At 68.4% G+C, this 26,166-nt stretch carries 23 protein-coding genes and 2 pseudogenes; 14 read left to right on the top strand and 11 right to left on the bottom strand.

The genetic code is table 11. The features are described from left to right. Positions 1-31: 31 nt before the first annotated feature. Complete coding sequence (locus BN2156_RS03075) at positions 32-298, bottom strand: hypothetical protein (RefSeq protein WP_235625195.1); 267 nt, start codon at positions 296-298, stop codon at positions 32-34. 113 nt (positions 299-411) lie between these two features. Here BN2156_RS03075 and BN2156_RS03070 point away from each other — a divergent pair, with 113 nt between their 5' ends. Continuing rightward, positions 412-2,133, top strand: coding sequence for a DEDD exonuclease domain-containing protein (locus BN2156_RS03070; protein ID WP_235625194.1), 1,722 nt, complete (start codon positions 412-414; stop codon positions 2,131-2,133). Here the strand turns inward: BN2156_RS03070 and trpD are convergent. Further along, a complete protein-coding gene (gene trpD / locus BN2156_RS03065; protein ID WP_235625193.1) occupies positions 2,117-3,211 on the bottom strand; it encodes an anthranilate phosphoribosyltransferase in 1,095 nt (364 codons plus the stop codon). The two genes, BN2156_RS03070 and trpD, sit on opposite strands and share 17 nt — an antisense overlap. 135 nt (positions 3,212-3,346) lie before the next feature. On the opposite strand from trpD, the gene ctaE reads away from it, so the two are divergent. From ctaE to qcrB, 4 genes are read left to right on the top strand one after another with little or no spacing between them, the layout of a single operon-like run. Then, positions 3,347-3,958: an aa3-type cytochrome oxidase subunit III gene (ctaE, locus tag BN2156_RS03060; protein WP_003885537.1), complete on the top strand. Its 612-nt coding sequence runs from the start codon at positions 3,347-3,349 to the stop codon at positions 3,956-3,958. 38 nt (positions 3,959-3,996) lie between these two features. Next, on the top strand, positions 3,997-4,803 hold the full coding sequence (gene qcrC / locus BN2156_RS03055) for a cytochrome bc1 complex diheme cytochrome c subunit (RefSeq protein WP_090515393.1): 807 nt from the start codon (positions 3,997-3,999) through the stop codon (positions 4,801-4,803). Beyond that, positions 4,800-5,966: a cytochrome bc1 complex Rieske iron-sulfur subunit gene (qcrA, locus tag BN2156_RS03050; RefSeq protein ID WP_162490722.1), complete on the top strand. Its 1,167-nt coding sequence runs from the start codon at positions 4,800-4,802 to the stop codon at positions 5,964-5,966. The genes qcrC and qcrA overlap by 4 nt, the downstream gene beginning before the upstream one ends. Next, complete coding sequence (qcrB, locus tag BN2156_RS03045) at positions 5,963-7,600, top strand: cytochrome bc1 complex cytochrome b subunit (protein WP_090510093.1); 1,638 nt, start codon at positions 5,963-5,965, stop codon at positions 7,598-7,600. The genes qcrA and qcrB overlap by 4 nt, the downstream gene beginning before the upstream one ends. A gap of 208 nt (positions 7,601-7,808) precedes the next feature. Here the strand turns inward: qcrB and BN2156_RS03040 are convergent, their stop codons facing one another. From BN2156_RS03040 to ctaC, 4 genes and pseudogenes are all read right to left on the bottom strand, one after another. Beyond that, the gene (locus tag BN2156_RS03040) at positions 7,809-8,387 is read right to left on the bottom strand and encodes a DUF2561 family protein (RefSeq protein WP_090510090.1); all 579 of its coding nucleotides are present in this window, start codon (positions 8,385-8,387) and stop codon (positions 7,809-7,811) included. Continuing rightward, a pseudogene (locus tag BN2156_RS03035) lies at positions 8,387-9,269 on the bottom strand (MmpS family transport accessory protein). Before BN2156_RS03035 ends, BN2156_RS03040 begins: the two are co-directional and overlap by 1 nt. A gap of 182 nt (positions 9,270-9,451) precedes the next feature. Then, positions 9,452-9,871, bottom strand: a complete 420-nt coding sequence (locus BN2156_RS03030) for a cytochrome c oxidase subunit 4 (RefSeq protein ID WP_090510087.1) — start codon at positions 9,869-9,871, stop codon at positions 9,452-9,454. Positions 9,872-9,883: 12 nt separating this feature from the next. Further along, positions 9,884-10,921 carry an aa3-type cytochrome oxidase subunit II gene (gene ctaC, locus BN2156_RS03025; RefSeq protein WP_090510085.1) on the bottom strand — a complete coding sequence of 346 codons (1,038 nt, stop codon included), beginning with the start codon at positions 10,919-10,921 and terminating at the stop codon, positions 9,884-9,886. A gap of 190 nt (positions 10,922-11,111) precedes the next feature. Between ctaC and asnB the strand changes: the two genes are divergently transcribed. Next, positions 11,112-13,100 carry an asparagine synthase (glutamine-hydrolyzing) gene (gene asnB, locus BN2156_RS03020; protein WP_090510083.1) on the top strand — a complete coding sequence of 663 codons (1,989 nt, stop codon included), beginning with the start codon at positions 11,112-11,114 and terminating at the stop codon, positions 13,098-13,100. Positions 13,101-13,143: 43 nt separating this feature from the next. Here the strand turns inward: asnB and BN2156_RS03015 are convergent, their stop codons facing one another. After that, a complete protein-coding gene (locus tag BN2156_RS03015; protein ID WP_090510081.1) occupies positions 13,144-14,118 on the bottom strand; it encodes a carbohydrate kinase family protein in 975 nt (324 codons plus the stop codon). A gap of 172 nt (positions 14,119-14,290) precedes the next feature. Here BN2156_RS03015 and BN2156_RS03010 point away from each other — a divergent pair, with 172 nt between their 5' ends. Then, positions 14,291-14,917 (top strand): Rv0361 family membrane protein, encoded by a 627-nt coding sequence (locus tag BN2156_RS03010; RefSeq protein WP_090510078.1) that lies wholly within the window; start codon positions 14,291-14,293, stop codon positions 14,915-14,917. A gap of 30 nt (positions 14,918-14,947) precedes the next feature. On the opposite strand, the gene BN2156_RS03005 is transcribed toward BN2156_RS03010, so the two are convergent. Continuing rightward, positions 14,948-15,304 (bottom strand): HesB/IscA family protein, encoded by a 357-nt coding sequence (locus BN2156_RS03005; protein WP_003885524.1) that lies wholly within the window; start codon positions 15,302-15,304, stop codon positions 14,948-14,950. 152 nt (positions 15,305-15,456) lie between these two features. On the opposite strand from BN2156_RS03005, the pseudogene BN2156_RS03000 reads away from it, so the two are divergent. The 4 genes and pseudogenes from BN2156_RS03000 to BN2156_RS02985 all read left to right on the top strand — a co-directional run bounded on the left by BN2156_RS03000 (position 15,457) and on the right by BN2156_RS02985 (position 18,493). Next, positions 15,457-16,148, top strand: a pseudogene (locus BN2156_RS03000) (DUF3043 domain-containing protein). Between the two features lie 22 nt (positions 16,149-16,170). Continuing rightward, positions 16,171-16,713 (top strand): bifunctional adenosylcobinamide kinase/adenosylcobinamide-phosphate guanylyltransferase, encoded by a 543-nt coding sequence (gene cobU / locus BN2156_RS02995; protein ID WP_090510076.1) that lies wholly within the window; start codon positions 16,171-16,173, stop codon positions 16,711-16,713. Continuing rightward, positions 16,710-17,771, top strand: a complete 1,062-nt coding sequence (gene cobT / locus BN2156_RS02990) for a nicotinate-nucleotide--dimethylbenzimidazole phosphoribosyltransferase (RefSeq protein ID WP_090510073.1) — start codon at positions 16,710-16,712, stop codon at positions 17,769-17,771. Before cobU ends, cobT begins: the two co-directional genes overlap by 4 nt. After that, on the top strand, positions 17,768-18,493 hold the full coding sequence (locus tag BN2156_RS02985) for an adenosylcobinamide-GDP ribazoletransferase (RefSeq protein ID WP_090510071.1): 726 nt from the start codon (positions 17,768-17,770) through the stop codon (positions 18,491-18,493). The genes cobT and BN2156_RS02985 overlap by 4 nt, the downstream gene beginning before the upstream one ends. On the opposite strand, the gene BN2156_RS02980 is transcribed toward BN2156_RS02985, so the two are convergent. After that, positions 18,490-19,596 carry a branched-chain amino acid aminotransferase gene (locus tag BN2156_RS02980; protein WP_090510069.1) on the bottom strand — a complete coding sequence of 369 codons (1,107 nt, stop codon included), beginning with the start codon at positions 19,594-19,596 and terminating at the stop codon, positions 18,490-18,492. The two genes, BN2156_RS02985 and BN2156_RS02980, sit on opposite strands and share 4 nt — an antisense overlap. Positions 19,597-19,618: 22 nt before the next feature. Beyond that, positions 19,619-20,716 (bottom strand): glycine cleavage system aminomethyltransferase GcvT, encoded by a 1,098-nt coding sequence (gene gcvT, locus BN2156_RS02975; protein ID WP_090510066.1) that lies wholly within the window; start codon positions 20,714-20,716, stop codon positions 19,619-19,621. 54 nt (positions 20,717-20,770) lie between these two features. Here gcvT and BN2156_RS02970 point away from each other — a divergent pair, with 54 nt between their 5' ends. Genes BN2156_RS02970 through BN2156_RS02960 form a run of 3 tightly spaced genes read left to right on the top strand, consistent with a single transcriptional unit; the run spans position 20,771 to position 24,400 of the window. Continuing rightward, positions 20,771-21,922 (top strand): adenylate/guanylate cyclase domain-containing protein, encoded by a 1,152-nt coding sequence (locus BN2156_RS02970; RefSeq protein WP_235625192.1) that lies wholly within the window; start codon positions 20,771-20,773, stop codon positions 21,920-21,922. Between the two features lies 1 nt (position 21,923). Then, positions 21,924-23,453 carry a leucyl aminopeptidase gene (locus BN2156_RS02965; RefSeq protein WP_090510060.1) on the top strand — a complete coding sequence of 510 codons (1,530 nt, stop codon included), beginning with the start codon at positions 21,924-21,926 and terminating at the stop codon, positions 23,451-23,453. Between the two features lie 2 nt (positions 23,454-23,455). Then, entirely contained in the window at positions 23,456-24,400 is a 945-nt protein-coding gene (locus tag BN2156_RS02960) for a lytic transglycosylase domain-containing protein (RefSeq protein ID WP_090510058.1), read from the top strand. A gap of 3 nt (positions 24,401-24,403) precedes the next feature. Here BN2156_RS02960 and BN2156_RS02955 read toward each other — a convergent pair whose 3' ends face one another. Beyond that, the gene (locus tag BN2156_RS02955; protein WP_090510055.1) at positions 24,404-26,140 is read right to left on the bottom strand and encodes an SDR family oxidoreductase; all 1,737 of its coding nucleotides are present in this window, start codon (positions 26,138-26,140) and stop codon (positions 24,404-24,406) included. Between the last annotated feature and the right edge of the window lie 26 nt (positions 26,141-26,166).

Here is a 26,166-nt window from a genome sequence, read left to right as displayed (position 1 = left end):
TATTTTCCTGTGCACGCACCGGTGCGTGTCGTCAGGCGACGCCGGATCGGCCGCTTCGGTGAATCGGCACCAACCGCAGCCGCGGCGCAAGGCCCACGTCAGCGAGCACTTCCAGGGCTTGACGCTCGTCATCCAGCAAAGTCTCAGGGACTCCGAGCAGCACACTGACGACGCAGTCCTGACAACCGGGCCCGCGTACCGCGCAATCGTCACAGTCGATGGTCACGCTGCCGGCGTCCGGCTGGTCGGGGCAGGGCACATCGGCATAGGACCAGTTGTCCCGCCGCACTCCGCTCATCTTGACCGTCCTCTCGATCGGTGTTGGGCGCACGCTATCGCCGGGTACCGACAAGTAGCGGCGCCCGGCGAGCTTGCCGGTGTTTGTCGGGGGCAGTGCCTACCGTCATCGCCATGGGCCAGCGCAACATCGCCGATGCGGAGCAGCTGGCCTTCGGCTTCGGCGGGCCCGACGGTGCCATGGACACCCTCTCCCTCGCCGACACCACCTTCGTGGTGGTCGATCTGGAGACCACCGGTGGACGGGCCACCGCGAAGGCGCCGGGCGACAGCTTCGATGCCATCACCGAGATCGGCGCGGTCAAGATTCGCGGCGGCGAGGTGCTCGGCGAGCTGGCCACCCTGGTCGATCCCGGCCGCGCCATCCCGCCGCAGATCGTCGAGCTGACCGGGATCACCACGGCGATGGTGCGCGACGCGCCGAAGATCGACAGCGTCCTACCCGCGTTTCTCGAATTCTCCCGGGGCGCGGTGCTGGTCGCCCACAACGCCGGATTCGACATCGGGTTCCTGCGCGCGGCAGCCCAGCGGGCCGAGCTCGGCTGGCCCCGGCCGCCGGTGCTGTGCACGGTGAAACTCGCCCGCCGGGTACTGACCCGGGACGAGGCACCCAGTGTGAAGCTGTCGGCACTGGCCCGGCTGTTCGGTGCGACGACCACGCCCACCCACCGCGCCCTCGATGACGCCCGCGCCACCGTCGACGTCCTGCACGGGCTGATCGAGCGAGTCGGCAACCAGGGCATCCACACCTTCGCCGACCTCAAGAACTACCTGCCCGACGTCACCCCGGCCCAGCGCCGCAACCGCTCGCTGGCCGACCGGCTGCCCAACCGCCCGGGCGTCTACCTGTTCCGCGGCCCCTCGGGCGAGGTGCTCTATGTGGGCACCGCGGTCGACCTGCGACGGCGGGTCCGGCAGTACTTCACCGGCGCCGACCCGCGGACCCGAATGAAGGAGATGGCCTCCCTGGCGTGTGCCGTCGACCACGTCGAGTGCGCACACGATCTGGAGGCCGGGGTCCGCGAGCTGCGGCTGCTCGCCGCCCACGCGCCGCCGTACAACCGTCGCTCCAAGTTCCCGCAGCGATGGTGGTGGGTGGCCCTGACCGACGAAGCCTTCCCGAGGTTGTCGGCAGTGCGAAACCCGGGACAGCGCACCGCTTTCGGGCCGTTCTCGGCCCGATCCGACGCCGTACAGTCAGCCCTCCTGCTGGCCCGGTTCACCGGGGTGCGCACCTGCACGGCCCGCTTCGGCGCGGCCGGCTCACACCGTTGCCCGGAGGTCGAACTGTCCCCCTGCCCGGCCCCGCAGGACGTCGGCGCCACGCAGTACGCCGCCGCGGTACAGCGCGTCGTCGCGCTGATCAACGGCACCGACCACAGCGCGCTGGCGGCCACCGTGGCCCACATCGGCGAAGTGGCGGCGGCCCGGCGGTACGAGACCGCCGCCCGGCTGCGCGATCACGCCACCGTGGCCATCGAGACGCTGTGGCGCGGGCAGCGGTTGCGCGCCCTGGCCGAGCTCCCCGAACTGGTGGCCGCGCGCAGTGACGGCAACGGCGGGTGGCACTTCGCGGTGATCCGCCACGGCCAGCTGGCCGGTGCAGGCAGCGCCGCCCGCGGCGTGCCGCCGATGCCCGTGGTCGACACGATCTGTGCGGCAGCCCAGGTAATCCTGCCCACCGCAACACCTTTGGGTGGCGCGTTGGTGGAGGAGACCGCGCTCGTCGCCCGCTGGCTGGCCGCACCCGGGGTGCCGCTACGCCGTCTGGGCGGCCACGGCCCGATCGGCCCGGGTGGCCGCCGCCCAGCAGCAGAACTCAGAACTGCAGGCTGAACCGCACCCAACGCGCGAGCAGTTGTTCGGCCGCGCCCGAGTCGATGGCCTCGGTGGCCCGCGCCAGACCGGCCTCCCACGCCGGCACCCACTTGGCGTCGCTGGCTAGCCCGGCATGGGCGACCATCGCGCCCGCCGCGTTGAGCACCACCGCATCACGCACCGGCCCCTTGGCCCCACCGAGCACGGCGCGCGCCGATGCCGCATTGGCCGTGGCGTCACCGCCGACCAGCTCGCTGATGTCAGCGCGCTTGAAGCCGAAGGCCGCGGGGTCGAACTTCAACCGGTCCACGGTGCCGGCCTGCACCCGCCAGATGGTGCTCGTGGTCGTGGTGGTGAGTTCGTCGAGGCCGTCGTCACCGTGGACGACCAACACGCTGGACCCCCGGGCGGCGTACACCCCGGCCATCACCTCGGCCAGGTCGTCGAAGGCACAGCCGATCAGCCCGGCCCGGGGCGCGGCCGGATTTGTCAGCGGCCCAAGCAGATTGAACACCGTCGGCACCCCGATCTCCCGGCGCACCACCGAGGCGTGCCGATACGACGGGTGGAACTGCGGCGCGAACGCGAACCCGATGCCCACCTCGGCGACGCTGCGAGCCACCTCGTCAGGCCCCAGGTCGATACGCACCCCGAGGGCCTCCAGGGTGTCGGCACCACCCGACAGCGAGGACGCCGCCCGGTTGCCGTGCTTGATCACCGGCACACCACAGGCCGCCACCACGATGGAGGCCATGGTCGACAGGTTCACCGTATTGGCCCCGTCGCCGCCGGTACCGACGATGTCGACGGTCTCGTGACCGATCTGCTCGGTCGGCACCCGGCGGGCGTGCGACAGCATGATGTCGGCAAGTTCCCCCACCTCGGCCGAAGTCGGGCGCTTCATCTTCATCGCCACCGCGAAGCCGGCGATCTGAGCCGGTGTCGCCGCCCCGGTCATGATCTGGTCCATGGCCCACGCGGCATAACCGTTGGGCAGGCTCTGCTCGGTGGTCAGGCGCCCGAGAATGAGCGGCCACGTCGGCGCCGCCACAGAGCCGGACGCTGGCGGGAACTGAGAGGAAGATGCAGGAGCCACCGCCGAATGCTATCTCCGCGCGGTCCTGGCGACGGAGCCCCCGGCACCGCGCAGCCGACCCGAAGACGACACGTTTCGGATCAATTGCTCGACCCGGGTGGAGTTCGACAACTACAAAGCGTCATACTTGCGGATGTGACGAGCGCTGTAGGTACCTCGGGAACGGCAATCACGTCGCGCGTTCATTCGCTGAACCGGCCGAACATGGTCAGTGTCGGCACCATCGTGTGGCTTTCCAGTGAACTCATGTTCTTTGCTGGACTCTTCGCGATGTATTTCACGGCGCGCGCGCAAGCCGGTGGCGATTGGCCGCCCGAGCCGACCGAACTCAATTTGGCCCTTGCTGTTCCGGTGACGTTGGTCCTGATCGCGTCATCCTTCACCTGCCAGATGGGCGTGTTCGCCGCTGAGCGCGGCGACGTGTTCGGGCTGCGCCGGTGGTATGTGATCACGTTCCTGATGGGCCTGTTCTTCGTACTGGGCCAGGGATACGAGTACATCCACCTGGTCGAGCACGGCACCACCATCCCGGGCAGTGCCTATGGATCGGTCTTCTATCTGGCGACCGGTTTCCACGGCCTGCACGTGATCGGCGGACTGGTTGCGTTCATCTTGCTGCTGGCCCGCACCAAGATGAGTAAGTTCACGCCCGCGCAGGCCACCGCGGCGATCGTCGTCTCGTACTACTGGCACTTCGTCGACATCGTCTGGATTGCGCTGTTCGCCACCATCTACTTTGTCCGATGATCGGCCGGCCGATGATCGACTCGATGAGAAGGGGTTCGATGACCAGCAAGTCGCGCCGACGACTGCGCCGACGACTGTCAGCAGGTCTCCTGCTGTTGGTCGGCCTGTCAGTCGCAGGTGGTGTTGCGGCCACGCTGACACCCACGCCGCAGGTCGCAGTCGCCGACGAATCGCAGTCGGCACTGCTGCGCACGGGTAAGCAACTGTTCGACACGTCGTGCGTCTCCTGCCACGGCGCCAACCTGCAGGGTGTGCCCGACCGTGGGCCCAGCCTGATCGGCACCGGCGAGGCAGCGGTGTACTTCCAGGTGTCGACCGGTCGTATGCCCGCGATGCGCGGCGAAGCCCAGGCACCAGCCAAGCCTGAGCACTTCGACGAGAACCAGATCGACGCCCTCGGCGCGTTCGTTCAGGCCAACGGTGGCGGCCCGACCCTGATCCGCGATGAGCACGGTGCCGTGGCACAGGAGTCGCTGATCGGGTCGGACGTGGCCCGCGGTGCCGACCTGTTCCGGCTGAACTGCGCGTCCTGCCACAACTTCACCGGCAAGGGCGGCGCCCTGTCCTCCGGTAAGTACGCGCCCGACCTCGGTGACGCCAAGCCGGCGCAGATCTACACCGCCATGCAGACCGGTCCGCAGAACATGCCCAAGTTCTCCGACCGCCAGCTGTCGCCCGAAGAGAAGCGCGACATCGTCGCCTACGTCCGCGAGTCGGCTCAGACGCCCAGCTACGGCGGCTACGGCCTCGGCGGCTTCGGCCCCGCGCCCGAGGGCATGGCGATGTGGATTATCGGAATGGTCGCCGCTATCGGCTTGGCAATGTGGATCGGGGCACGAGCATGACCGACAACAGCCCGAAGATTCCCAACGACGACGAGCTTGCCTCGATGTCGCGTGAGGACCTCGTTGAACTCGGCGGCAAGATCGACGGCGTCGAGACCATCTTCAAGGAGCCGCGCTGGCCGGTTCCCGGCACGAAGGCCGAGAAGCGCTCCGAACGGCTGGTCGCGTACTGGCTTCTGCTCGGCGGGCTTTCGGGCCTGGCGCTGCTGCTGGTGTTCTTGTTCTGGCCGTGGGAGTACCAGCCCTTCGGTTCGGAGGGTGAGTTCCTCTACTCACTGGCGACCCCGCTGTACGGCCTGACCTTCGGCCTGTCGATCCTGGCGATCGGCATCGGTGCGGTGCTGTTCCAGAAGAAGTTCATCCCCGAGGAGATCTCGGTTCAGGAACGCCACGACGGCCGCTCCACCGAGTTGGCCCGCAAGACCATCGCGGCCAACCTGACCGACGCCCTCGAGGGCTCGACCGTCAAGCGCCGCAAGATGATCGGCTTGTCGCTGGGCATCGGTCTCGGCGCCTTCGGGGCCGGCACCCTGGTGGCCTTCATCGGCGGCCTGATCAAGAACCCGTGGAAGCCCGTGGTGCCCACCGCCGAGGGCAAGAAGGCCGTGTTGTGGACCTCGGGGTGGACGCCCCGCTTCCACGGCGAGACCATCTACCTGGCCCGCGCGACCGGGCGGCCCGGCTCCTCGCCGTTCGTGAAGATGCGGCCCGAGGACCTCGACGCCGGTGGCATGGAGACCGTCTTCCCCTGGCGGGAGTCCGACGGCGACGGAACCACCGTCGAGTCCGAACACCACCTGACCGAGATCGCCATGGGTGTCCGCAACCCGGTCATGTTGATCCGCATCAAGCCGGCCGACATGCCGCGTGTGGTCAAGCGGAAAGGCCAGGAGAGCTTCAACTTTGGTGAGCTGTTCGCCTACACCAAGGTCTGCTCGCACCTGGGCTGCCCCTCGTCGCTGTACGAGCAGCAGACCTACCGCATTCTTTGCCCGTGCCACCAGTCGCAGTTCGACGCGTTGCACTTCGCAAAGCCCGTATTCGGTCCGGCTGCGCGCGCGTTGGCGCAGCTGCCCATCACCATCGATAAAGACGGCTACCTGGTCGCCAACGGCGACTTCGTCGAGCCCGTCGGACCGGCATTCTGGGAGCGCAAATCATGAGCCCTGACCTTGCCAAGATCGCTGCCGCACAAGGCGATGCGATCGATTCCCGTTATCACCCTTCGGCGGCGGTGCGCCGGCAGCTGAACAAGGTGTTCCCCACCCACTGGTCCTTCCTGCTGGGTGAGATCGCGCTGTACAGCTTCATCGTGCTGCTGATCACCGGTGTCTGGCTGACGCTGTTCTTCGATCCGTCGATGGCACACGTCACCTACGACGGTGTGTACCAACCGCTTCGCGGTGTGCAGATGTCGCGGGCCTACGAGTCCGCACTCGACATCAGCTTCGAGGTGCGCGGCGGTCTGTTCGTCCGCCAGATCCACCACTGGGCCGCACTGATGTTCGCCGCGTCGATCATGGTGCACATGGCGCGCATCTTCTTCACCGGTGCGTTCCGCCGCCCGCGTGAGGCCAACTGGGTGATCGGCTCGCTGCTGCTCATCCTGGCGATGTTCGAGGGTTACTTCGGTTACTCGCTGCCCGACGACCTGCTGTCCGGTATCGGCCTGCGCGCAGCGCTCTCCTCGATCACCCTGGGCATGCCGATCATCGGCACTTGGCTGCACTGGGCGCTGTTCGGCGGGGACTTCCCCGGCGAGATCCTGATCCCGCGCCTGTACGCCCTGCACATCCTGCTGATCCCGGGCATCATCCTGGCCCTGATCGGCGCGCACATGGCGCTGGTGTGGTTCCAGAAGCACACCCAGTTCCCCGGTCCCGGCCGTACCGAGCACAACGTGGTCGGCGTGCGCGTCATGCCGGTGTTCGCGGTGAAGTCGGGCGCGTTCTTCGCGATGATCACCGGTGTGCTCGGCCTCATGGGCGGGCTGCTGACGATCAACCCGATCTGGAATCTGGGCCCCTACAAGCCGTCTCAGATCTCGGCGGGTAGCCAGCCGGACTTCTACATGATGTGGACGGAAGGCCTGGCGCGTATCTGGCCGGCCTGGGAGTTCTACCCCTTCGGCCACACCATCCCCGCGGTGGTCTGGGTCGCGTTGATCATGGGCGGTGTCTTCGGCCTCCTGATCGCCTACCCGTTCATCGAGAAGAAGGTGACCGGCGACGACGCTCACCACAACCTGCTGCAGCGTCCGCGTGACGTGCCGGTGCGTACCGCGATCGGTGCCATGGCGATCGCGTTCTACATGGTGCTGACCCTGGCCGCGATGAACGACATCATCGCGCTCAAGTTCCACATCTCGCTGAACGCGACCACCTGGATCGGCCGCATCGGCATGGTGGTGCTGCCCGCGATCGTGTACTTCGTCGCGTACCGGTGGGCAATCTCCTTGCAGCGCAGCGACCGTGCCGTGCTGGAGCACGGCATCGAGACCGGCATCATCAAGCGCCTGCCGCACGGTGCCTACGTCGAGCTGCACCAGCCGCTGGGACCGGTCGACGACCACGGTCACCCGATCCCGCTGGAGTACCAGGGTGCTGCCCTGCCGAAGCGGATGAACAAGCTCGGTTCGGGTGGCGCACCCGGCACCGGCAGCTTCCTGTTCGCCGATCCGGCGGTCGAGCACGATGCGCTCACCGAGGCGGCCCACGCCTCCGAGCACAAGGCGCTCACCGCTCTGCGCGAGCACCAGGAGCGAAACAGCGACGGGGAGACCAACGGTCACCACTGACCACTCCCCTAGCTCGAACGATCGCCGCACCTCTCTCCGGAGAAGTGCGGCGATTGTTTTATGTGCGGGGTAGCGGCCCCGGTCTGGAAACTGCACTACGTACGCGAGCGGCCGGCCGGCCGGGAAGGCACCTGGCTCCCGTGGCCGTGGTGGAACCTGAACCGGTACTGCCTCAACACCTGAGCAGCCGAAGGGGCAGAGCCCGGATTCAGGACGGCGGAGTGTCCAGCTGGCGCAGCGCGATGATCAGCAGCGCGACGAGGCCGGCGGTCAGAATCCCGGTCAGCCCGTAGAGGCACCAGGCCGCCACATTGCTCCCGGTGGCCATGAGATAGGTGGCCAGTCCGACGGCGGCGGTTCCGGCTCCGATCGCGCACACGACCGCCAGGGTGAACCGCAACCACACCGCCTCCGCGGCGGTGGCGGCACCGTTGCCGGTGGTGTAGCGACTCATCGCGACCGGAGCGGCCCGGTAGCTGCCTCCGATCGGGCGCGGTGACCGGGCCGGCGGCTGCGGGCGACGTCCAGGTTGGCGGTTGTCGGCCTGGGCACGGGCCCGCAGCAGTAACGGCACCGCCCCGGCGATCACCAAGACGGACAGGCCGATCACGGTGTAGAGCAGCCAGGGAGTATCGGCACTCTCGGAGCCCTGCGGATGGCTGCGACCCAGGTCGACGAGGGCGACGACGGCAGCAACCCCGGCGCCCAACGCCGCGAGCCACACCGCGGCGCACGCGCCCAGCAAAACCCGGTCGGTGCTGTCGAGTTCGCTGATCGGCCCGGACATCAGCAGGCGGTCTGCGCGGAGTTGTTGGCGTTGGACGACAGCACGGTTCCGTCGCTGGCGGTGATCGAGCAGTTCAACCGGCTGACCAGGAACAGGCTGGACGCCTCGACCGAACCCACATCCGAGTTGGAGATCGGCGTCATCGTGAAGGTCCACGGGATGTAGACGTTGCGCAGCGTGCGCCGATTTCCGTTGCCGTCGACGTAGGTGATGGTGATGATGTCGCCCGGCGCCTTGGTACCTGTCACCGAATAGGTGACCTGACGCGGTCCGGCGTGCGTCGTGGTGGTGGTCGGCGGCGCCGACGTGGTGCTCGGGGCCGGCGGGGGCCGGCGGGGGCGCCTCACTCGTGGGCGCGGGCGGCGGCGGCTCGGTGACCGTCACGGTCTCCGGGGGCGGCGGAGGCGGCAGCTCCTCCGAGGTCGGAGGCGGCGGAGGGGGTGGCGGCGGAGTCGTCGTGGTGATCTCGTCCTGCACCGGCGGCGCCGATGTGGTGGTGCTCGGCTTCGGGGTGGCCAGATTGCTGGTGTCGTCGTCCCGGGTCACCAGGACCGCGACCGAGGCCACCAGCGCGATCGCCGCGACGATGGCGGTGACGCCGACCACCCATGGCCAGCGCGGCGGCGGGGAGGTGTCGACGAGTTCGGTCGCCGCGTCGTAATCGTCGTAGTCGTAGAGCGCCACGTCGGCGGGCACGTAGGGCCCGCTGGTGAACTGCTCCGACTCGGGCGCGGAGTACGCCTGTGAGTAGAACTCCGTCTCGCCGCCATCCGCGTCGGCGCCCGTCACCTGAGTCGGTTCCTCGGGTGCGGAGTGCTTTCCGGGTTGATCCGGCAGATCAGAACCGGGGACATCCGGCTCCGGGGGATTCGGCCCGCTCATCTACGCCTATCCTTCTCGACAACTTCACTGCCACGCGGAACGAACGGAACCGTTCGCTGGTGACAGTGCCCCGGCAACATTACCGAACGGGACGAAGCCGGCGAGTCCGGCGCTGCCGGTGGCGGATGAAGTGACGTCCCGATTGTGACCTGATCAGGCCGCAACCGGGACGTCCGGACGGGTCAGTGCTTCTCGGGTCCCCAGTAGTACTCGAAGACCAGGCCGCCGACAGCGGTCAGCACGAAGCAGACGCCTGCCACGATCAGCCAGGGAAGCCACAGGGCGGCGCCCACGGCGGCGATCGAGAAGGACAGCGCGATCAGGATCGGCCACCAGCTGTGCGGCGAGTAGAAGCCCAGTTCGCCTGCGCCGTCACTGATCTCGGCGTCTTCGTAGTCCTCGGGGCGCGTGTCGAGACGACGCGCCACGAAGCGGAAGAAGGTTCCGGTGATCAGGGTCAGACCGGTGGTGAGGACGAGCGCGGTGGTACCGGCCCACTCGACGCCACCGGTGGCGAACATCGCCGTCAGCACGCCGTACACCACCGCCGACAAGGCGAAGAACGCCGTGAGGATCTCGAACAGTCGAGCTTCAATATGCATTGCGTGTAGCCCCTACTTGCTCGCCTGCGGTGCCTGCTCACCGCGTCGGGTGTCGAACGGGTGAGTGGTGATGGCCAACGGCTCCTGGTTGATCGCGGCCAGCGCCTCGGCATTGGTCTTGCCCGCGGTGCGCTGATCGATGTAGGCCTTGAAGTCGTTGGGCTCGACGACCCGGACCTCGAAGTTCATCATCGAGTGGTAGGTGCCGCACATCTCGGTGCAGCGGCCCACGAAGGCGCCGGTCTGCTCGATCTTGCTGACCTGGAAGATGTGGTCCGAGTTGTTTGCCACCGGCTCGGGCATCACGTCGCGCTTGAAGAGGAACTCCGGCACCCAGAACCCGTGGATCACGTCCGCGGAGTTCAGCTGGAACTCGATGCGCTTGCCGGCCGGGAGCACCAGCACCGGGATCTCGGTGGAGCTGCCCAGCGTCTCGATCTTGTCGAAGTTCAGGTAGGTGCGGTCCTCGGGGTTCATGCCACGCACCGCGCCGATCCGCTCCTCGCCGTGCGCATCCTTGCCCTCGGGCTTGGAGGTCATCGCGGCCTTGCGCTCGGGGTCGGCTCCGTCGTAATCGAATGAGCCGTCGACGTAATCGATCTTCTGGTAGCCGAACTTCCAGTTCCACTGGAAGGCGGTCACGTCGATGACCACCTCAGGGTTGGGATCCTTGTGCAGCATGCGCTCCTGGACCACCACGGTGAAGTAGAACAGCACCGAGATGATGAGGAACGGGATCACCGTCAGCACCAGCTCCAGCGGCATGTTGTAGCCGAACTGGCGCGGCAGCTCAGTGTCGCCCTTCTTCTTCCGGTGGAATGCACTCGACCAGAAGATCAGGGCCCACACGATGGCGCCCACCACGAAGGACGCAATCACGGAGCCGATCCACAGCTCACGGTTGAGTTTGCCCTCCGGGGTGATTCCGGTCGGCCAACCGAGCGCGAGTGCATCCTGCCAGCTGCAGCCGCTCAGCAAGAGGGCTGAGCCACCCAGGACAATGGTCAACAACGCCGCTCGGGCCACCTTCTTAAGCCCGCGAGGTGTCACGTTGGCGCCTCCTAGATCGGTATTTCGCGACCGCGACCGGTCGTTGTTTTGCGAATACTACGCAGCGTAGACCACGCCGGTCCACGGGAGCGAAGCGACTCGGGAATGGCGTCCCGACAGGGGCCGAACGACCCGCGCAACGGCCCGGGTGGTGGTCTCGGAGACTCGCCGGATCAGACATACTGGCGCGGTGTGCGGACTGCTCGCCCTGGTAACTGTCCCTTCCGAAACCGACTCCGAATCCACCCGGGGTGACCTCTCCCCCGAAGCCGGATCGTGGCTGGCCGACGCGGTGGCGAACGCTTCCCACCTGATGCGTCACCGGGGCCCCGACGAGCCCGGCACCTGGGCCGACACCACCGGCGACGGGCAGGACGGCACCGTGGTGCTCGGCTTCAACCGGCTGTCGATCATCGACATCGCGCACAGCCATCAGCCGTTGCGCTGGGGACCTGCCGACGCGCCGGACCGGTACGTGCTGGTGTTCAACGGCGAGATCTACAACTACCTCGAACTGCGTGAGGCGCTCCGGGCCGAATTCGGTGCGGAATTTCACACCGACGGTGACGGCGAGGCCATCGTCGCGGCCTACCACTACTGGGGCACGGACGCGCTGAACCGGCTGCGGGGCATGTTCGCGTTCGCGTTATGGGACACCGTCGCGCGCGAGATGTTCTGCGCCAGGGACCCGTTCGGCATCAAGCCGCTGTTCATGGCCACCGGGCCGGGCGGCACCGCGGTGGGAAGCGAAAAGAAGTGCCTGCTGGATCTGGCCGAACCGCTGGGCCTGGATCTGAGCATCGACGAGCGCGCGGTGCAGCACTACACGGTGCTGCAGTACGTGCCCGAGCCCGAGACGCTGCACCGCGGTATCCGCAGGCTGGAGTCGGGCAGTTACGCGCGGTGGCGGCCAGGCGGCCGGCCCGAGGTGACGCGCTACTTCGTCCCGAAGTTCAACGCGGTGCCGTTCGTCAAGGGGGCCGAACAGTCCCGCTATGACGAGATCACCGCCGCGCTCGAGGATTCGGTCGCCAAGCACATGCGTGCCGACGTGACGGTCGGCGCGTTCCTGTCCGGCGGCATCGACTCGACGGCGATCGCCGCACTGGCGATGCGTCACAACCCCCGGCTGATCACGTTCACCACCGGCTTCGAGCGCGAGGGTTTCTCGGAAGTGGATGTGGCCGTCGCGTCCGCCGAAGCCATCGGTGCCCGGCACGTCGCCAAGGTGGTCAGTCCGGCCGAGTTCGTCGAGGCGCTGCCCGAAATCGTCTGGTATCTGGACGAGCCGGTGGCCGACCCGGCCCTGGTGCCGCTATTCTTCATCGCCCGAGAGGCACGCAAGCACGTCAAGGTGGTGCTGTCCGGTGAGGGCGCCGACGAGCTGTTCGGCGGCTACACGATCTACCGGGAGCCGTTGTCGCTGCGGCCTTTCGACTATCTGCCGAGGCCGGTGCGCAAGTCACTGGGCAAGGCGTCGAAGCCGTTGCCGGAGGGCATGCGCGGCAAGAGCCTGCTGCACCGCGGTTCGCTGACGCTCGAGGAGCGTTATTACGGCAATGCCCGCAGCTTCTCCGACGAGCAGCTGCGGGCGGTGCTGCCGGGCTTCCGGCCGGAGTGGACGCACACCGACGTCACGGCGCCGGTGTACGCGGCATCGCAGGGGCTGGATCCGGTGGCACGCATGCAGCACATCGACCTGTTCACCTGGCTGCGCGGCGACATCCTGGTCAAGGCCGACAAGATGACGATGGCCAACTCGCTGGAGCTGCGGGTGCCGTTCCTGGATCCCGAAGTGTTCAAGGTGGCCTCACGGCTGCCGGTGGATCAGAAGATCACCCGGTCCACGACCAAGTACGCGCTGCGCCGCGCGCTGGAGCCGATCGTCCCGGCCCATGTGCTGAACCGGCCGAAGCTGGGCTTCCCGGTGCCGATCCGGCACTGGCTGCGGGCCGGCGAGCTGATGGACTGGGCGTACGCGATGTCGGCCTCGTCGCAAACGGACGACCTGATCGATCGGTCGACGGTCCGCACCATGCTCGACGAGCACCGCAACGGCGCCGGCGATCACAGCCGCCGGCTGTGGACCGTGCTGATCTTCATGCTGTGGCATGCCATCTTCGTGGAGCACAGCGTGACGCCGCAGATCAAGGAGCCGCACTACCCGGTCCAGCTCTGAGCCCATCGGCCCAGAGCCGGCGCCGGAGTGTCAGGCCGACGGGTCAGGCCAGCGCCTTGCCGATCTCGGCGCCGGCCTCGGCGCCGTAGGCGTCGGACAGGCGCTGCACTGCCTCGGCCGCGTCCCAGGTCCACTCCTGCGGACCCGTCGCCTCCAGGACCAGCACCGCGACCAGTGAGGCCAGCTGGGCCGAACGCTCCAGGCCCAAGCCCGCGCTGCGCCCGGTCAGGAAGCCGGCACGGAACGCGTCGCCGATGCCGGTCGGGTCGGCCTGATGCTTCTCGGGCACCACGTCGACGTGGACGAAGGTGCCGTCCGAGCTGACCAGGTCGACGCCCTTGGCACCCAAAGTGGTGACCCGCATGCCGATCTGGCTCATCACCTGAGCCTCGCTCCACCCCGACTTCTGCAGCAGCAGATCCCACTCGTAGTCGTTGGTGAACAGGTAGGCGGCGCCGTTGATGAGCTTGCGGATCTCCTCGCCGGAGAGCCGGGCGAGCTGCTGGGACGGGTCGGCGGCGAAGGCCAGGCCGAGCTTGCGGCACTCCTCGGTGTGCAGGAACATCGCCTCGGGGTCGTTGGCGCCGATGATCACGAGCTCGGGCTTGCCGATCCGGGCCACCAGGTCGGCCAGGGAGATGTTGCGGGCCTCGGACATGGCGCCGGGGTAGAACGAGGCGATCTGGGCCATGTCCTCGTCGGTGGTGCAGACGAACCGCGCGGTGTAGGCGCTCTCGGAGATCAGCACGCTGTCGCAGTCGACGTTGGCGCCCTCAAGCCAGGCCCGGTATTCGCTGAAATCCTGACCCGCGGCGCCGACCAGCGCGACGTCGCCGCCGAGGATGCCGATCGCGAAGGCCATGTTGCCCGCGACGCCCCCGCGGTGGATCACCAGATCGTCGACCAGGAAGCTCAGCGACACCTTCTGGAGGTGATCGGCCAGCAGTTGCTCGGAGAATTTGCCCGGGAACCGCATCAGGTGGTCGGTTGCGATGGATCCGGTAACTGCGATGGTCACGTGGTGTCACCCCTCATTTCGTTAAGTCGGCTACATAACAGTACCCGCGCGGCCTGTCGGCGATCTGCGCACACGGTCGCCCCTCCCGGGTTGCGCTAACCTGCGTATAACCGTATTCCCGGTCACGGTAGACGGCTGACCAACCAACAGATCACGCGGGGAGCGCCAATTAATGACTGGTTCTTACCAGTACCCCGAGCAGACTCCGCCTCAGCAGTATCCCGAGCAGGTGCCGTCCGCGCCTTCGGCTTATCCCGGGACTCTGCCACCGCCGGTGCCATACCCGACGCGGCGGCGGTGGCCCAAGATTTTGGCGGGCCTGCTGGTCGTGGTGGCGCTCGCCGGAGTGTTGACCGCGGTGCTGGTGGCGGGCCGTCGCGGTCCGGCCGCTCCGGTCGTGGTTTCCGACGCCCGGGCGCAGGCCGCGATCCAGGAGTACCTGAACGCGCTGCTCGACGGGGATGACGAAACCGTCGCCCGGCACACGTTGTGCGGGCTGTATGACGGGGTCAAGGACCGCAAGTCGGATCTCGCGGTGGCCGGCCTGGCCAGCGACGCATTCCGCAAGCAGTTCAGCCAGGTCGAGGTGACCGGCATCGACGCGAACGTGCCGTGGTCGACCACGCAGGCGCAGGTGTTGTTCAGCATGCGGGTGGCACCGGCCGGAGGCACCGCGCGCGGACAGCGCGCACTCGACGAGAACCAGCAGGGCGTGGCACAGCTGCTGGTGAAGAAAAACGGGAAAGACGAGCAGGTTCTGGTGTGCTCGTACGTGCTGCGTACCGGCGGTCTGTACTGACCCGCCGGCCGTCAGCTCACGTCAGTCGAATCAGTTGAACGAGTCGCCGCAGGCGCAGGAGCCGGTGGCGTTCGGGTTGTCGATGGTGAAGCCCTGCTTCTCGATGGAATCGACGAAGTCGATGGTGGCGCCCTGGACATACGGCGCGCTCATCCGGTCCACGACCAGCTTGACGCCGCCGAACTCGGCGGTGAGGTCACCATCGAGCGCGCGGTCGTCGAAGAACAGGTTGTAGCGCAGGCCGGCGCAGCCGCCCGGCTGCACCGCGATACGCAGCGCGAGGTCGTCGCGGCCTTCCTGGTCCAGCAGCGCCTTCGCCTTCGTCGCCGCAGCGTCGGACAGGGTCACACCGTGGGTTTCGGTGGAGGTGGCGTCCTGAACAGTCATAGCTCTCCCTAAGCATCCCTGGGCATCAAGACGCGTGGGACGTACCGCGCGTCTACTACCTCAACGGTACCTTGTTCCGACGCTATTCCCGACTTATCCACAGGCCGGGGCATGTGGCCAGGGCAGGTGCGGCGGGCAGTAACCTGGCTGGCGTGAAGCTGCTGGGCCGTAAGAAGGACAACGAAGGCGAACCCGCCGGAGCCGACGAGGTCAAGAACGTCGACGGAGCCGCCGGATCGACTTCCGCTGAATCGACCACGGCCGGCGGCGCCCCGGGCACCGCCCCCAAGGGCAGGCCGACCCCCAAACGCAGCGAGGCCGCCACCCGGTCGCACCCGCGCCGCTCACCGCCGCCGAGGCACGTCAGCGCCGCAAGGAGCTGCGCGGGCCGAAGCTGTCGAAGGAAGAGCGCAAGATCGAGCGGCTCACCCGCCGCGCCGACATGGCCGACCGCCGCGAGAAGATGATGGCCGGCGAGGAGTCCTACCTGCTCCCCCGCGACAAGGGTCCGGTGCGCCGCTATGTGCGCGACATCGTCGACTCTCGTCGCAACGTGCTGGGCCTGTTCATGCCCGCCGCCCTGGCGATGATCTTCTTCATGCTGGCGCTGCCGTCGCTGAAGTTCCAGCAGATGTTGTCCTACGCGATGCTGATCCTGGTGGTCATCATGCTGATCGACGGGTTCATCGTCGGCCGCAAGGTGAACCACATGGTGGATGAGAAGTTCCCCGGGAACACCGAAAGTGGTTGGAAACTGGGACTTTACGCGGCCAGCCGGGCCTCGCAGCTGCGCCGGATGCGCGCACCGCGGCCGGTGGTCAACCGCGGCGACAAGATCTCTTGATGCCGTTCCAGGCGGTCTGAGAGTGCGCACACTGGTGCTCGGCGGCATCCGCTCAGGTAAATCCCAGTGGGCCGAAGCGGCCGTGGCACGCGCCGCCGGGGATGGCGCCCCGGTGCGGTACGTGGCCACCGGCCCCGCCGCCGACAGCGATCCGGACTGGGCTCGGCGCGTGGATGCGCATCAGGGCCGTCGTCCCGCGCACTGGCGCACCGTGGAGACCGGCGACCTGGTGGCCGTCCTGACCGCGGACCCGCACGCACCGGACACCGCAACTCTGGTCGACGACATCGGTGGCTGGCTGACCGCGACCATGGACCGTCTCGGCGCCTGGACCGGAACATCCGTGAACGGCGAGGTCGACGCACTCGTGCAGGCAGTGGACGCGTTCACCGCTCCCCTGGTGCTGGTCAGCCCCGAGGTCGGGCTGACCGTGGTTCCCGCCACCGAGGCGGGACGGCGATTCGCCGACGAACTGGGCACCGTCAACCAACGCCTGGCCGCGGTGTGCGACCAGGTGGTGCTGGTGGTGGCCGGCCAGCCGCTCACGGTGAAGGAGCCGTCATGACCGAATTCGATGCGGCGTTCGCCCCGGTCACCGCACCGGATGCCGAAGTCGCCGCGGCGGCACGGGCCCGGCAGGCCCAGCTGACCAAGCCGCCAGGTTCCCTCGGCCGCCTCGAGGAACTCTCGATCTGGGCAGCCTCGTGTCAGGGCGTGTGCCCGCCGCGGCCGCTCAGCCGGGCGCGGGTGGTGGTGTTCGCCGCCGACCACGGCGTCACGGCGGCGGGGGTATCAGCGTTCCCGTCCGCGGTGACCGGTCAGATGGTGGCCAACTTCGACAACGGTGGTGCCGCGATCAACGTGATCGCCGAGGTGGCCGGGGCCAGTGTGCGGGTGGCCGACATCGCCGTCGACTGCGACGATCCGTTCTCCCCCGCCATCGGCGCCCACAAGGTGCGGCGCAGCTCGGGCAACATCGCGGTCGAGGACGCCCTGAGCGAAGAGGAAGTGGCAGCTGCGATCTCGGCCGGGCGACAGATCGCCGACGACGAAGTCGACGCCGGCGCCGACCTGCTGATCGCCGGTGACATGGGGATCGGGAACACCACGGCGGCAACCACTTTGGTGGCGGCGCTGACCGGGGCAGAACCTGTCGTGGTGGTGGGTCGCGGCACCGGCATCGACGACCTCGGCTGGATGCGCAAGGCCGGCGCCGTCCGCGACGCGCTGTACCGGGCCCGTGACGTGACCCGTGATCCGCTGGGCCTGTTGCGGGTGTGTGGCGGCGCCGACCTGGCCGCCATGGCCGGGTTCTGCGCGCAGGCCGCGCTGCGCCGTACCCCGGTGCTGCTGGACGGCCTGGTGGTGACGGCCGCGGCCCTGGTGGCCGAGGAGTTGGCCCCGGGCGCACGCGCCTGGTGGCAGGCCGGTCACCGGTCGCCCGAGCCGGCCCACAGCCTGGCGCTGTCGCACCTGGGGCTGGAGCCGATCGTCGACCTCGGTATGCGGCTGGGCGAGGGCACCGGCGCCGCGGTGGCGTTGCCGATCGTGCGGGCCGCCATCGCCACGCTGGCCTCGATGGCCACTTTCGTTGAAGCCGGAATCTCCGAAGAGACACCATGATTGCCGCGCTCGGCGGGGCGTTCGCGTTCGGCACCGTGCTGCCGGTCCGTTCCTCGGCCGGCGTCGGCCGGGGCGCACTGACGGCGCTGCCGGTGGTGGGCCTGGCGCTCGGCGCGCTGGCGGCCGCAGTGGTGGCCGGTGGCCAGTGGGCGTTCGGTACGGGCAGTGTGCTGCCCGGGCTGCTGGCGGTGGCCGTACTTCTGCTGACCACGCGCGGGCTGCACATCGACGGGTTCTGCGACACGGTCGACGGTCTGGGCTGTTACGGCCCGCCGGAGCGGGCGCTGGCCGTCATGCGTGACGGCTCGGCCGGACCGTTCGGCGTTGCCGCGGTGATCGTGGTGATCGGTTGCCAGACATTGGCTTTCGATCAGCTGAATGCGGTGGCCATCGTCGTTGCGGTGACCGCCGGCCGCGTCGCGGCGGTGGTCGCCTGCCGGCGTTCGGTGCCCGCCGCCGCGGGTAGCTCGCTGGGCGGCGCGGTGGCGGCCACGCAGCCCACCGCCGTGGTGGTGGCCTGGCTGATCGCCGTCGCCGCGCTGGCCGCATGGGCCGGGCCCCGGGTGTGGCAGGGCCCGGTCGCGGTGCTGGTCGCGGTGGGCGCTTCGGTACTGCTGGTCGCCCACTGCGTGCGGCGGTTCGGCGGTATCACCGGCGACGTGCTCGGCGCGGCCGTCGAGGTGACGACGATGCTGACCGCGCTGGGCCTGGCGATCGGCTAGTTCAGCCGGGCCATCCAGCCGTGCGTATCGGCGAAGGTGCCCCGCTGAATCCCGGTCAGGGTGTCGCGCAGCGCCATGGTGATCTCGCCGGGTTGCCCGTCGGCGATGGTGAACTCGCCGTCGGCGTATTTCACGTGCGAAACGGGGGTGATCACCGCGGCCGTGCCGCAGGCGAACACCTCGGTGATCTCGCCGGCCGCGGCCTTCTTCTGCCACTCGGCGACGTCGATCTTGCGTTCCTCGACCGCGAAGCCGGCATCGGTGGCCAACTGCAGCAAGGAATCTCGGGTGATCCCCGGCAAAAGCGAGCCGGACAGCTCAGGAGTCACCAGGCGGGCCGAACCGCCGCTGCCGAAGACGAAGAACAGGTTCATCCCGCCCATCTCCTCGACATAGCGACGCTCGATCGCGTCCAGCCACACCACCTGGTCGCAGCCGTTATCGGCGGCCTGTGCCTGCGCGAGCAACGAGGCCGCGTAGTTGCCGCCGAACTTGGCCGCACCGGTGCCGCCGGGTGAGGCGCGCACGTACTCGTGGGACAGCCACACGCTGACCGGCTTGATTCCGCCCTTGAAGTACGCCCCGGCCGGTGAACCGATCACCAGGTAGCGGTATTCGTTGGCCGGGCGCACGCCCAGCCCCGGCTCGGTCGCGATCACGAACGGCCGCAGGTACAGCGACTCCTCGCCGCCGGCCGCGGGCACCCACTTCTCGTCGGCCGCGATGAGCCGGCGCAGCGATTCGATGAACACGTCGTCGGGAAGTTCCGGGATGGCCAGCCGTCGCGACGAGGCACGCAACCGCGTCGCGTTGGACTCTGGGCGGAACGACACGATCGAGCCGTCCGCCCACCGGTAGGCCTTGAGTCCTTCGAAGACTTCCTGCGCGTAGTGCAGGACGATGGCCGACGGATCGAGCTCGATCGGCCCGTACGGGATCACCCGCGCGTCGTGCCAGCCCTGACCTTCGGTGTAGTCGATGGCCACCATGTGGTCGGTGTGGTACTTGCCGAAACCGGGGTTGGCCAGAATGGATTCGCGTACCGCATCGGTCGCCGGATTCGTGTTGGCTGAAACCGTGAACTCGAGATGGCCGCTAGTCATGCAGCGATTGTATCGTCCGAGGCTAGCGTGTTTTCGGGGCCACGAAGGGTGGCTTGACCACTTCACATTCGACGGTGCGGCCACGCACGTCCACGTTCACCCGCTGCCCGTCGGCGACATCGGCGGCGGTGTCGATGAGGGCCAGTGCGATACCGACTTTCAGCGACGGCGAGAACGTGCCGGACGTCGTGGTGCCGACCCGGGTTTCCCCGTCGAGCACCGCCAGGTCGGCGCGCAGCACGCCGCGGCCGACGGCTTTGAGGCCGCGCAGCACCCGGGCCGGGCCGGCCTCCTTCTCGGCCAGCAGCGCGTCACGTCCCCAGAACGCGTCCTTCTTCCACCCGATGGCCCAGCCGCAGCGGGCCTGCAGGGGCGAGATGTCCAGCGACAACTCGTGGCCGTGCAGCGGGTAGCCCATCTCGGTGCGCAGGGTGTCGCGGGCGCCCAGACCCGCGGGTTCCCCGCCGGCCTCACGTACGGCCGCCACCAGGGCGTCGAACACCACACCGGCGCGGTTCCAGGCCGGCAGCAGCTCGTAGCCGTGCTCGCCGGTGTAGCCGGTGCGGCACACCCGGACGAACACGCCGTCGTACTCGGCGTCCGCGTAACCCATGTAGTCCATGTCGGTGGGCAGGCCCAGCGCGCCGAGCACGTCGGCCGATTTCGGGCCCTGCACCGCAAGAACCGCGTATGAGCGGTGCTCGTCGGTGATGGTCAGCCCGTCGGGGGCATTCTTCTGCAGTTCGGCGACCACGGCCGCGGTGTTGGCGGCGTTGGGCACCAGGAAGATCTCGTCGTCTGAGACGTAGTAGGCGATCAGGTCATCGATGACTCCGCCCGACTCGGTGCAGCACAGCGTGTACTGGGCCTTGCCCGGGCCGATCCGGTTCAGGTCGTTGGTGAGGGCCGAGTTGACGTAGGCAGCCGCGCCCGGACCTTTGACGAGTGCCTTTCCGAGGTGGCTGACGTCGAAGAGGCCGACGGTGTCGCGGGTGGCGTTGTGCTCGGAGACGGTCCCGGCATAGGACACCGGCATCAGCCAGCCACCGAATTCGGCGAAACTGGCCCCCAGTTCGCGATGGCGGTCTTCCAGCGGTCCGTGCAGCAGGTCGTCACTCACGAGTTCACCCTAAACCGCACTCCTGACCGCACCATCGAACTGCACACTGGTCTCGTGGTCGATTTCGATGCACTGGCCGCCGGCGGGATCCCCGATGCGCGGCAGCGCGCGCCGCTCATCGAGTACCTCGACGGGCTCGGTTTCACCGCTGAGCAGATGATCGAAGCGGAGTCCCGCGGCCGGTTGTTCGGACTGGCCGGAGATGTCCTGCAGTGGTCGGGCCCGCCGGAATACTGTCTGGCCGACGTGGCCGCCGAAATCGGTGTTCCGCTGGAAGATGTTCAGCGGGCATGGGCCGCGCTGGGCCTGACGGTGGCCGGCTGCGATGTGAAGACCCTCAGCCGGGCGGATGTGGAGACCTTGCGCACCTGGGCGGAGCTGCGGGTGGTGGTCGGTGATGTCGAGGCCACCGGCCTGCTGCGCGTGATCGGTTCGGGGATGGCTCGGCTGGCCGAAGCGCTGTCGTCGATGAGCCGGGCCAGCACGCCCGACATCCAGCTCAACGTCTCCCACGACGAGCTCACCACGGCCAAGGCATACCGAGCCGCGGCCGGCTTCATCCCGCGGATCGGCTCGATGATCGATGCCGTGCACCGCCACCACGTGATGAGCGCGCGCAGCTACTTCGAACATGTGGTCCGCGACGGCTCATCGAACGTGGTGTGCGGCATCGGTTTTGCCGATCTGTCGGGGTTCACCGCGCTCACCCAGATGCTGAGCAGCACCGAACTGTCGGCACTGCTCAATGAGTTCAGCGCCACCAGCACCGAGATCGTGCACGCCGCCGGCTGCCGCGTGGTGAAGTTCATCGGGGACGCCATCATGTGGGTCGGCTCCGAACCCGAGGAGCTGCTGCAGGTCGCGGTCGATCTGGTGACCCACCCCCGGGCCGCCGAGACCAATCTGCAGGTCCGTGCCGGACTCGATTTCGGCGAGGTGCTGGCCATCGGCGGCGACTACTTCGGCAATGCGGTGAACCGGGCGGCCCGTCTGGTCGCCGCCGCCGACCCCAGCCAGATCCTGGTTTCCGAGCCGCTGTCCGAGCTGCTCGCGGGCCGGGCGTTCGCCGCGGCTCGCTCTCTGACGCTGAAGGGTTTCGCCGCGCCGGTCACCGCGTATCCGATGGACCTGCCGCCCTGGCGGATCGTCGAAGAGCTGCGCGACCCGGCAACCACATACCCGGTGAGCCCCCCGCCGTCTGACTAGGGTGGGCGGGGTGAGTCCCGCAAATCCCGGTTACCAGGCCCCTACCGTCACCGTCAGCGCCTCGCTCCCCAAACGCAAGAGCGACGCCGTGCTGATCGTTCCCGTCGTCAGCGGGGACGGTGACGACGCAACCGCCGCTGTCGTCGGCAACCCGTTCCTCGACGCCGAGGCGGTCGGCGAGATCGAGGTCGCGCTCGAGGCACTCGGCGCCAAGGGTGGCACCGACCAGGTCACCAGGGTGGTAGCTCCGTCACTGCCGGTTGCCAGCGTGCTGGCCGTCGGCCTGGGCAAGCCGCGCGACGAGTGGCCGGCCGACGTGATCCGCCGGGCGGCCGGTACCGCCGCGCGGTCACTGAACGGCACCGAGAAGGTCATCACCACGTTGTCCGACATCGATCTGGAAGCCGCCGTCGAGGGCCTGATCCTGGGTGCCTACCGCTTCAGCGACTTCCGCAGCGCCAAGACCGCGCCCAAAGATGCCGGCCTGACCGCGATCACCGCGCTGACCGCCGACACAAAGGCCGCCTCCAAGGCACAGGCCCAGCGCGCGGTGGACATCGCTTCGGCGGTCGCGACCGCTCGGGACTTTGTGAACACCCCGCCCAGCCACCTGTTCCCCGACGAATTCGCCAAGCGGGCAAAGGCTTTGGGTGAGGCGGCCGGGCTGCAGGTGGAGGTGCTCGACGACAAGGCCCTGACCAAGGCCGGCTACGGCGGCATCGTGGGGGTCGGCAAGGGCTCCTCGCGTCCGCCGCGCCTGGTGCGCCTGATCCACCGCGGCGGCGGAAAGAAGGCCAAGACCGTCGCCCTGGTCGGCAAGGGCATCACGTTCGACACCGGCGGCATCTCGATCAAGCCGGCCGCCAACATGCACCACATGACCTCGGACATGGGTGGCGCGGCCGCGGTCATCGCGACCGTGGTGCTGGCCGCCAAGCAGAAGCTGCCGATCGACGTGATCGCGACGGTGCCGATGGCCGAGAACATGCCGTCGTCGACGGCGCAGCGGCCGGGTGACGTGCTGACCCAGTACGGCGGCATCACCGTCGAGGTGCTGAACACCGATGCCGAGGGCCGGTTGATCCTGGCCGACGCGATCGTGCGCGCCTGCGAGGACGAGCCCGACTACCTGATCGAGACCTCGACGCTGACGGGTGCGCAGACGGTTGCGCTCGGCGCGCGCACCCCAGGAGTGATGGGCAGCGACGAGTTCCGCGACCGGGTGGCGACGCTGTCGCAGGAGGTCGGTGAAAACGCTTGGGCCATGCCGCTTCCCGAGGAGCTCAAGGACGATCTGAAGTCGACGGTGGCCGATCTGGCCAATGTCAGCGGGTCCCGCTATGCCGGGATGCTCGTGGCGGGCACCTACCTGCGCGAGTTCGTCGCCGACGGGGTCGAGTGGACCCACATCGACATCGCCGCCCCGGCCTACAACACCGGCGGCCCATGGGGTTACACCCCCAAGGGCGGCACGGGTGTGCCGACGCGCACGATGTTCGCGGTCCTGGAGGACATAGCCGTGAACGGCTGATCATGTTCCCGCCCAACGTGAAGAAGTCGGCGAGATTCCTGCACGATCTCGCGATCTGCTTCACGTTGGGCACCGGGCTCGTCGCCTGCTCGGAATCATCGGACCCGCCGCCGGCTTCACCGAGTGTGACGGCCTCGCCGACGCACCCGAACACCGCGACGGCCACCCCGGCCGGCGCGCAACCGCGCCTGGCCCCCGACCCTGGCCGGCTGGCCGAGGATCTCGTCGCCGACGAGCGGGCACTGCGCGACCGGTCGACACCGGATGCCGCGCGCACGCAGGCGGCCCGCCGCCAGCAGGTGGCCTATCGTGCGATCGGCCGTCATCCCGAGTGGGACGCGATCATCCGGCCCCGCATCCCACCCGAGCTCGTCGCGTTCTACGACCTCAACGTCGATGCGCGACGGCAGGTGGCCGCGCTGTCCCGTCCCAAAGACACCCTGCCCGCATGGCACATCAACCCGCCGGTCCCGGCCGAGGTGCTGCTGGCCGCCTACCGCGATGCCGAGGCCGCCTCCGGCGTGGGCTGGAACTACCTCGCCGCGATCAATCTGATCGAGACGCACTTCGGCAGCGTGAGGGGCGACAGCACGGCCGGTGCCCAGGGCCCGATGCAGTTCATGCCGTCGACGTTTGCCGCCTACGGCAGGGGCGGCGACATCCACTCACCCCGGGACAGCATCATGGCGGCCGGTTATTACCTGGCCGCCAACGGTTTTGCCAACGACCCCGACCTTGCCCTGTTCCGGTACAACAACGCCGACGAGTACGTGCGGGCGGTCAGTGACTATGCCGCCGCGCTGGCCGCCGATCCGGCGGCGTTCGACGCGTTCTACCGCTGGGATGTCTACTACGTCTCAACCGCGGGTGATGTGCTGCTGCCCATCGGTTACGCCGCTGCGGCACCGATACCGGTCCGCGAGTACCTCGCGTCGCATCCGCAGTAGCGGCTAGAAGGAGCCCGAACGCGCCGCCCGGCGCAACGCCGAGGGCACCAGGCGCGACGCCCCGTAGGCCGCATAGGCCTCCGGCGTGACCGGGCGGACAGCCTTGCCCGTGCGGACGGCATCGACGATCGCCTTGGCCACCTTGTCCGGGCCGTAGCGTCGGGCGGCGAAGACCTTCTTGGTCTGGGCGCGCAGCTGCTCGACCTCGCCCTGCTTCTCGGTGGGTACGTCGAAGCGAGTGGTGTCGATGATGTTCGTGTCGATCACGCCCGGGCAGATCGTGGTCAAACCGACCCCCGCCGAGCTCAATTCGGCGCGCAGGCAGTCGGAGAACATGAAGACCGCGGCCTTGCTGGTGGAGTAGGCGTTCATCGACGCCGAAGGCGAATAGGCGGCCATCGAGGCCACGTTGACGATGTGGCCGCCGGTGCCGCGGTCGACCAGACGCCGGGCAAATGACCTGCAGCAGTTGACGACTCCCCCGAAGTTCACGTCGAGCACGCGGTCGTACTGCTCGGGCGGGGTGTCGAGGAACTTGCCGCCGTGGCCGATTCCGGCGTTGTTGACCACGACGTCGGGTACGCCGTGCGTGCTGCACACGTCCTCGACGAAGCTCTCGACCGCCTCGGCGTCGGAAACGTCGAGCCCGTAGGCATGTGCCACCCCGCCACGCGCGGCGATCTCGTTGGCGGTGGATTTGGCGCTGGCCTCATCGATGTCGCTGACGACGACTTCAGCGCCTTGGGCTGCGAATGCCAGCGCGGTGGCGCGGCCGATGCCACTGCCCGCGCCGGTCACCGAAACCAGTGTGTCGCCGAAATATTCGCGCGATCGGCCGACCTGTGCCCGCCGCAGCGCCCGCGATGCCGGGGCGCCCTCGATGTGATCGATCAACTCGGCCGTCGCGTTGGCGATCGCCCGCCAGTGCGAGAACGGGGCCCAGTGCCCGGCCTTGAGGTCGCGGCGCCACAGCAGCGGCACCCATTTGGACGCTTCGTCGTAGCCGTGCCCACGCACCACGGGATCGTGGTCGTTGCAGATCAGCTGCACCGGCACGGTCACGTAGTGGTCACTGCGCAGCGTGGTGAAAGAGCGAATCGCGTTGGCGCGGTAGATCTTCAGCCCGTTCGCAGCATCGATGTCGAGCGTCTCGGACTGGAATTTGGGGCCCGCGGTGTCGATGGCCTGCAGCCGGCGTGCGGCCCCACGGCGCATCAGCGCGGGCGCGATGACGGGAACCGAGAACGGGATCCAGTAGCTGAACCGCGAGGCGAGGTTCACCGCCTTGGCGAACCGGATGGGCCGGTAGGGGCGGGCCAGCCGGCCGCGCACGAAGGAGCCGTAGTGATCGGTGCTGGGTCCGGATACCGACGTGAAGGACGCCACCCGCTCGGCGGCCTCCGGCCGGCTCAGGTACTCCCACACACCCACCGAGCCCCAGTCGTGGGCCAGCACGTGGACGGGGCGCCCGGGGCTGACAGCCTCGATCACCGCGGACAGGTCGTCGGCGAACCGGTCCATGCGGTAGGCGGCGACGGGCTTGGGAACGTCCGAGGCGCCGGCGCCGCGGTTGTCGTACCGCACGATGTGGAAGCGGTCCCCCAGCTCGCCGGTGACGCCGTTCCACAACACGTGCGAGTCCGGCCAGCCGTGCGCCATCACCAGCGTGGGACGCTGCCGGTCCCCTTGTTCGTAAACCGCGATGCGGGTTCCGTCCGAGCTGACGACGAAGCGCTGCATAGTCCACCCCTCCACGAGGTACCTGT

It is taken from the genome of Mycolicibacterium neworleansense (genome assembly GCF_001245615.1).
Taxonomy (GTDB): Bacteria; Actinomycetota; Actinomycetes; order Mycobacteriales; family Mycobacteriaceae; genus Mycobacterium; species Mycobacterium neworleansense.
This window is presented reverse-complemented; position numbering and strand designations above follow the sequence as displayed.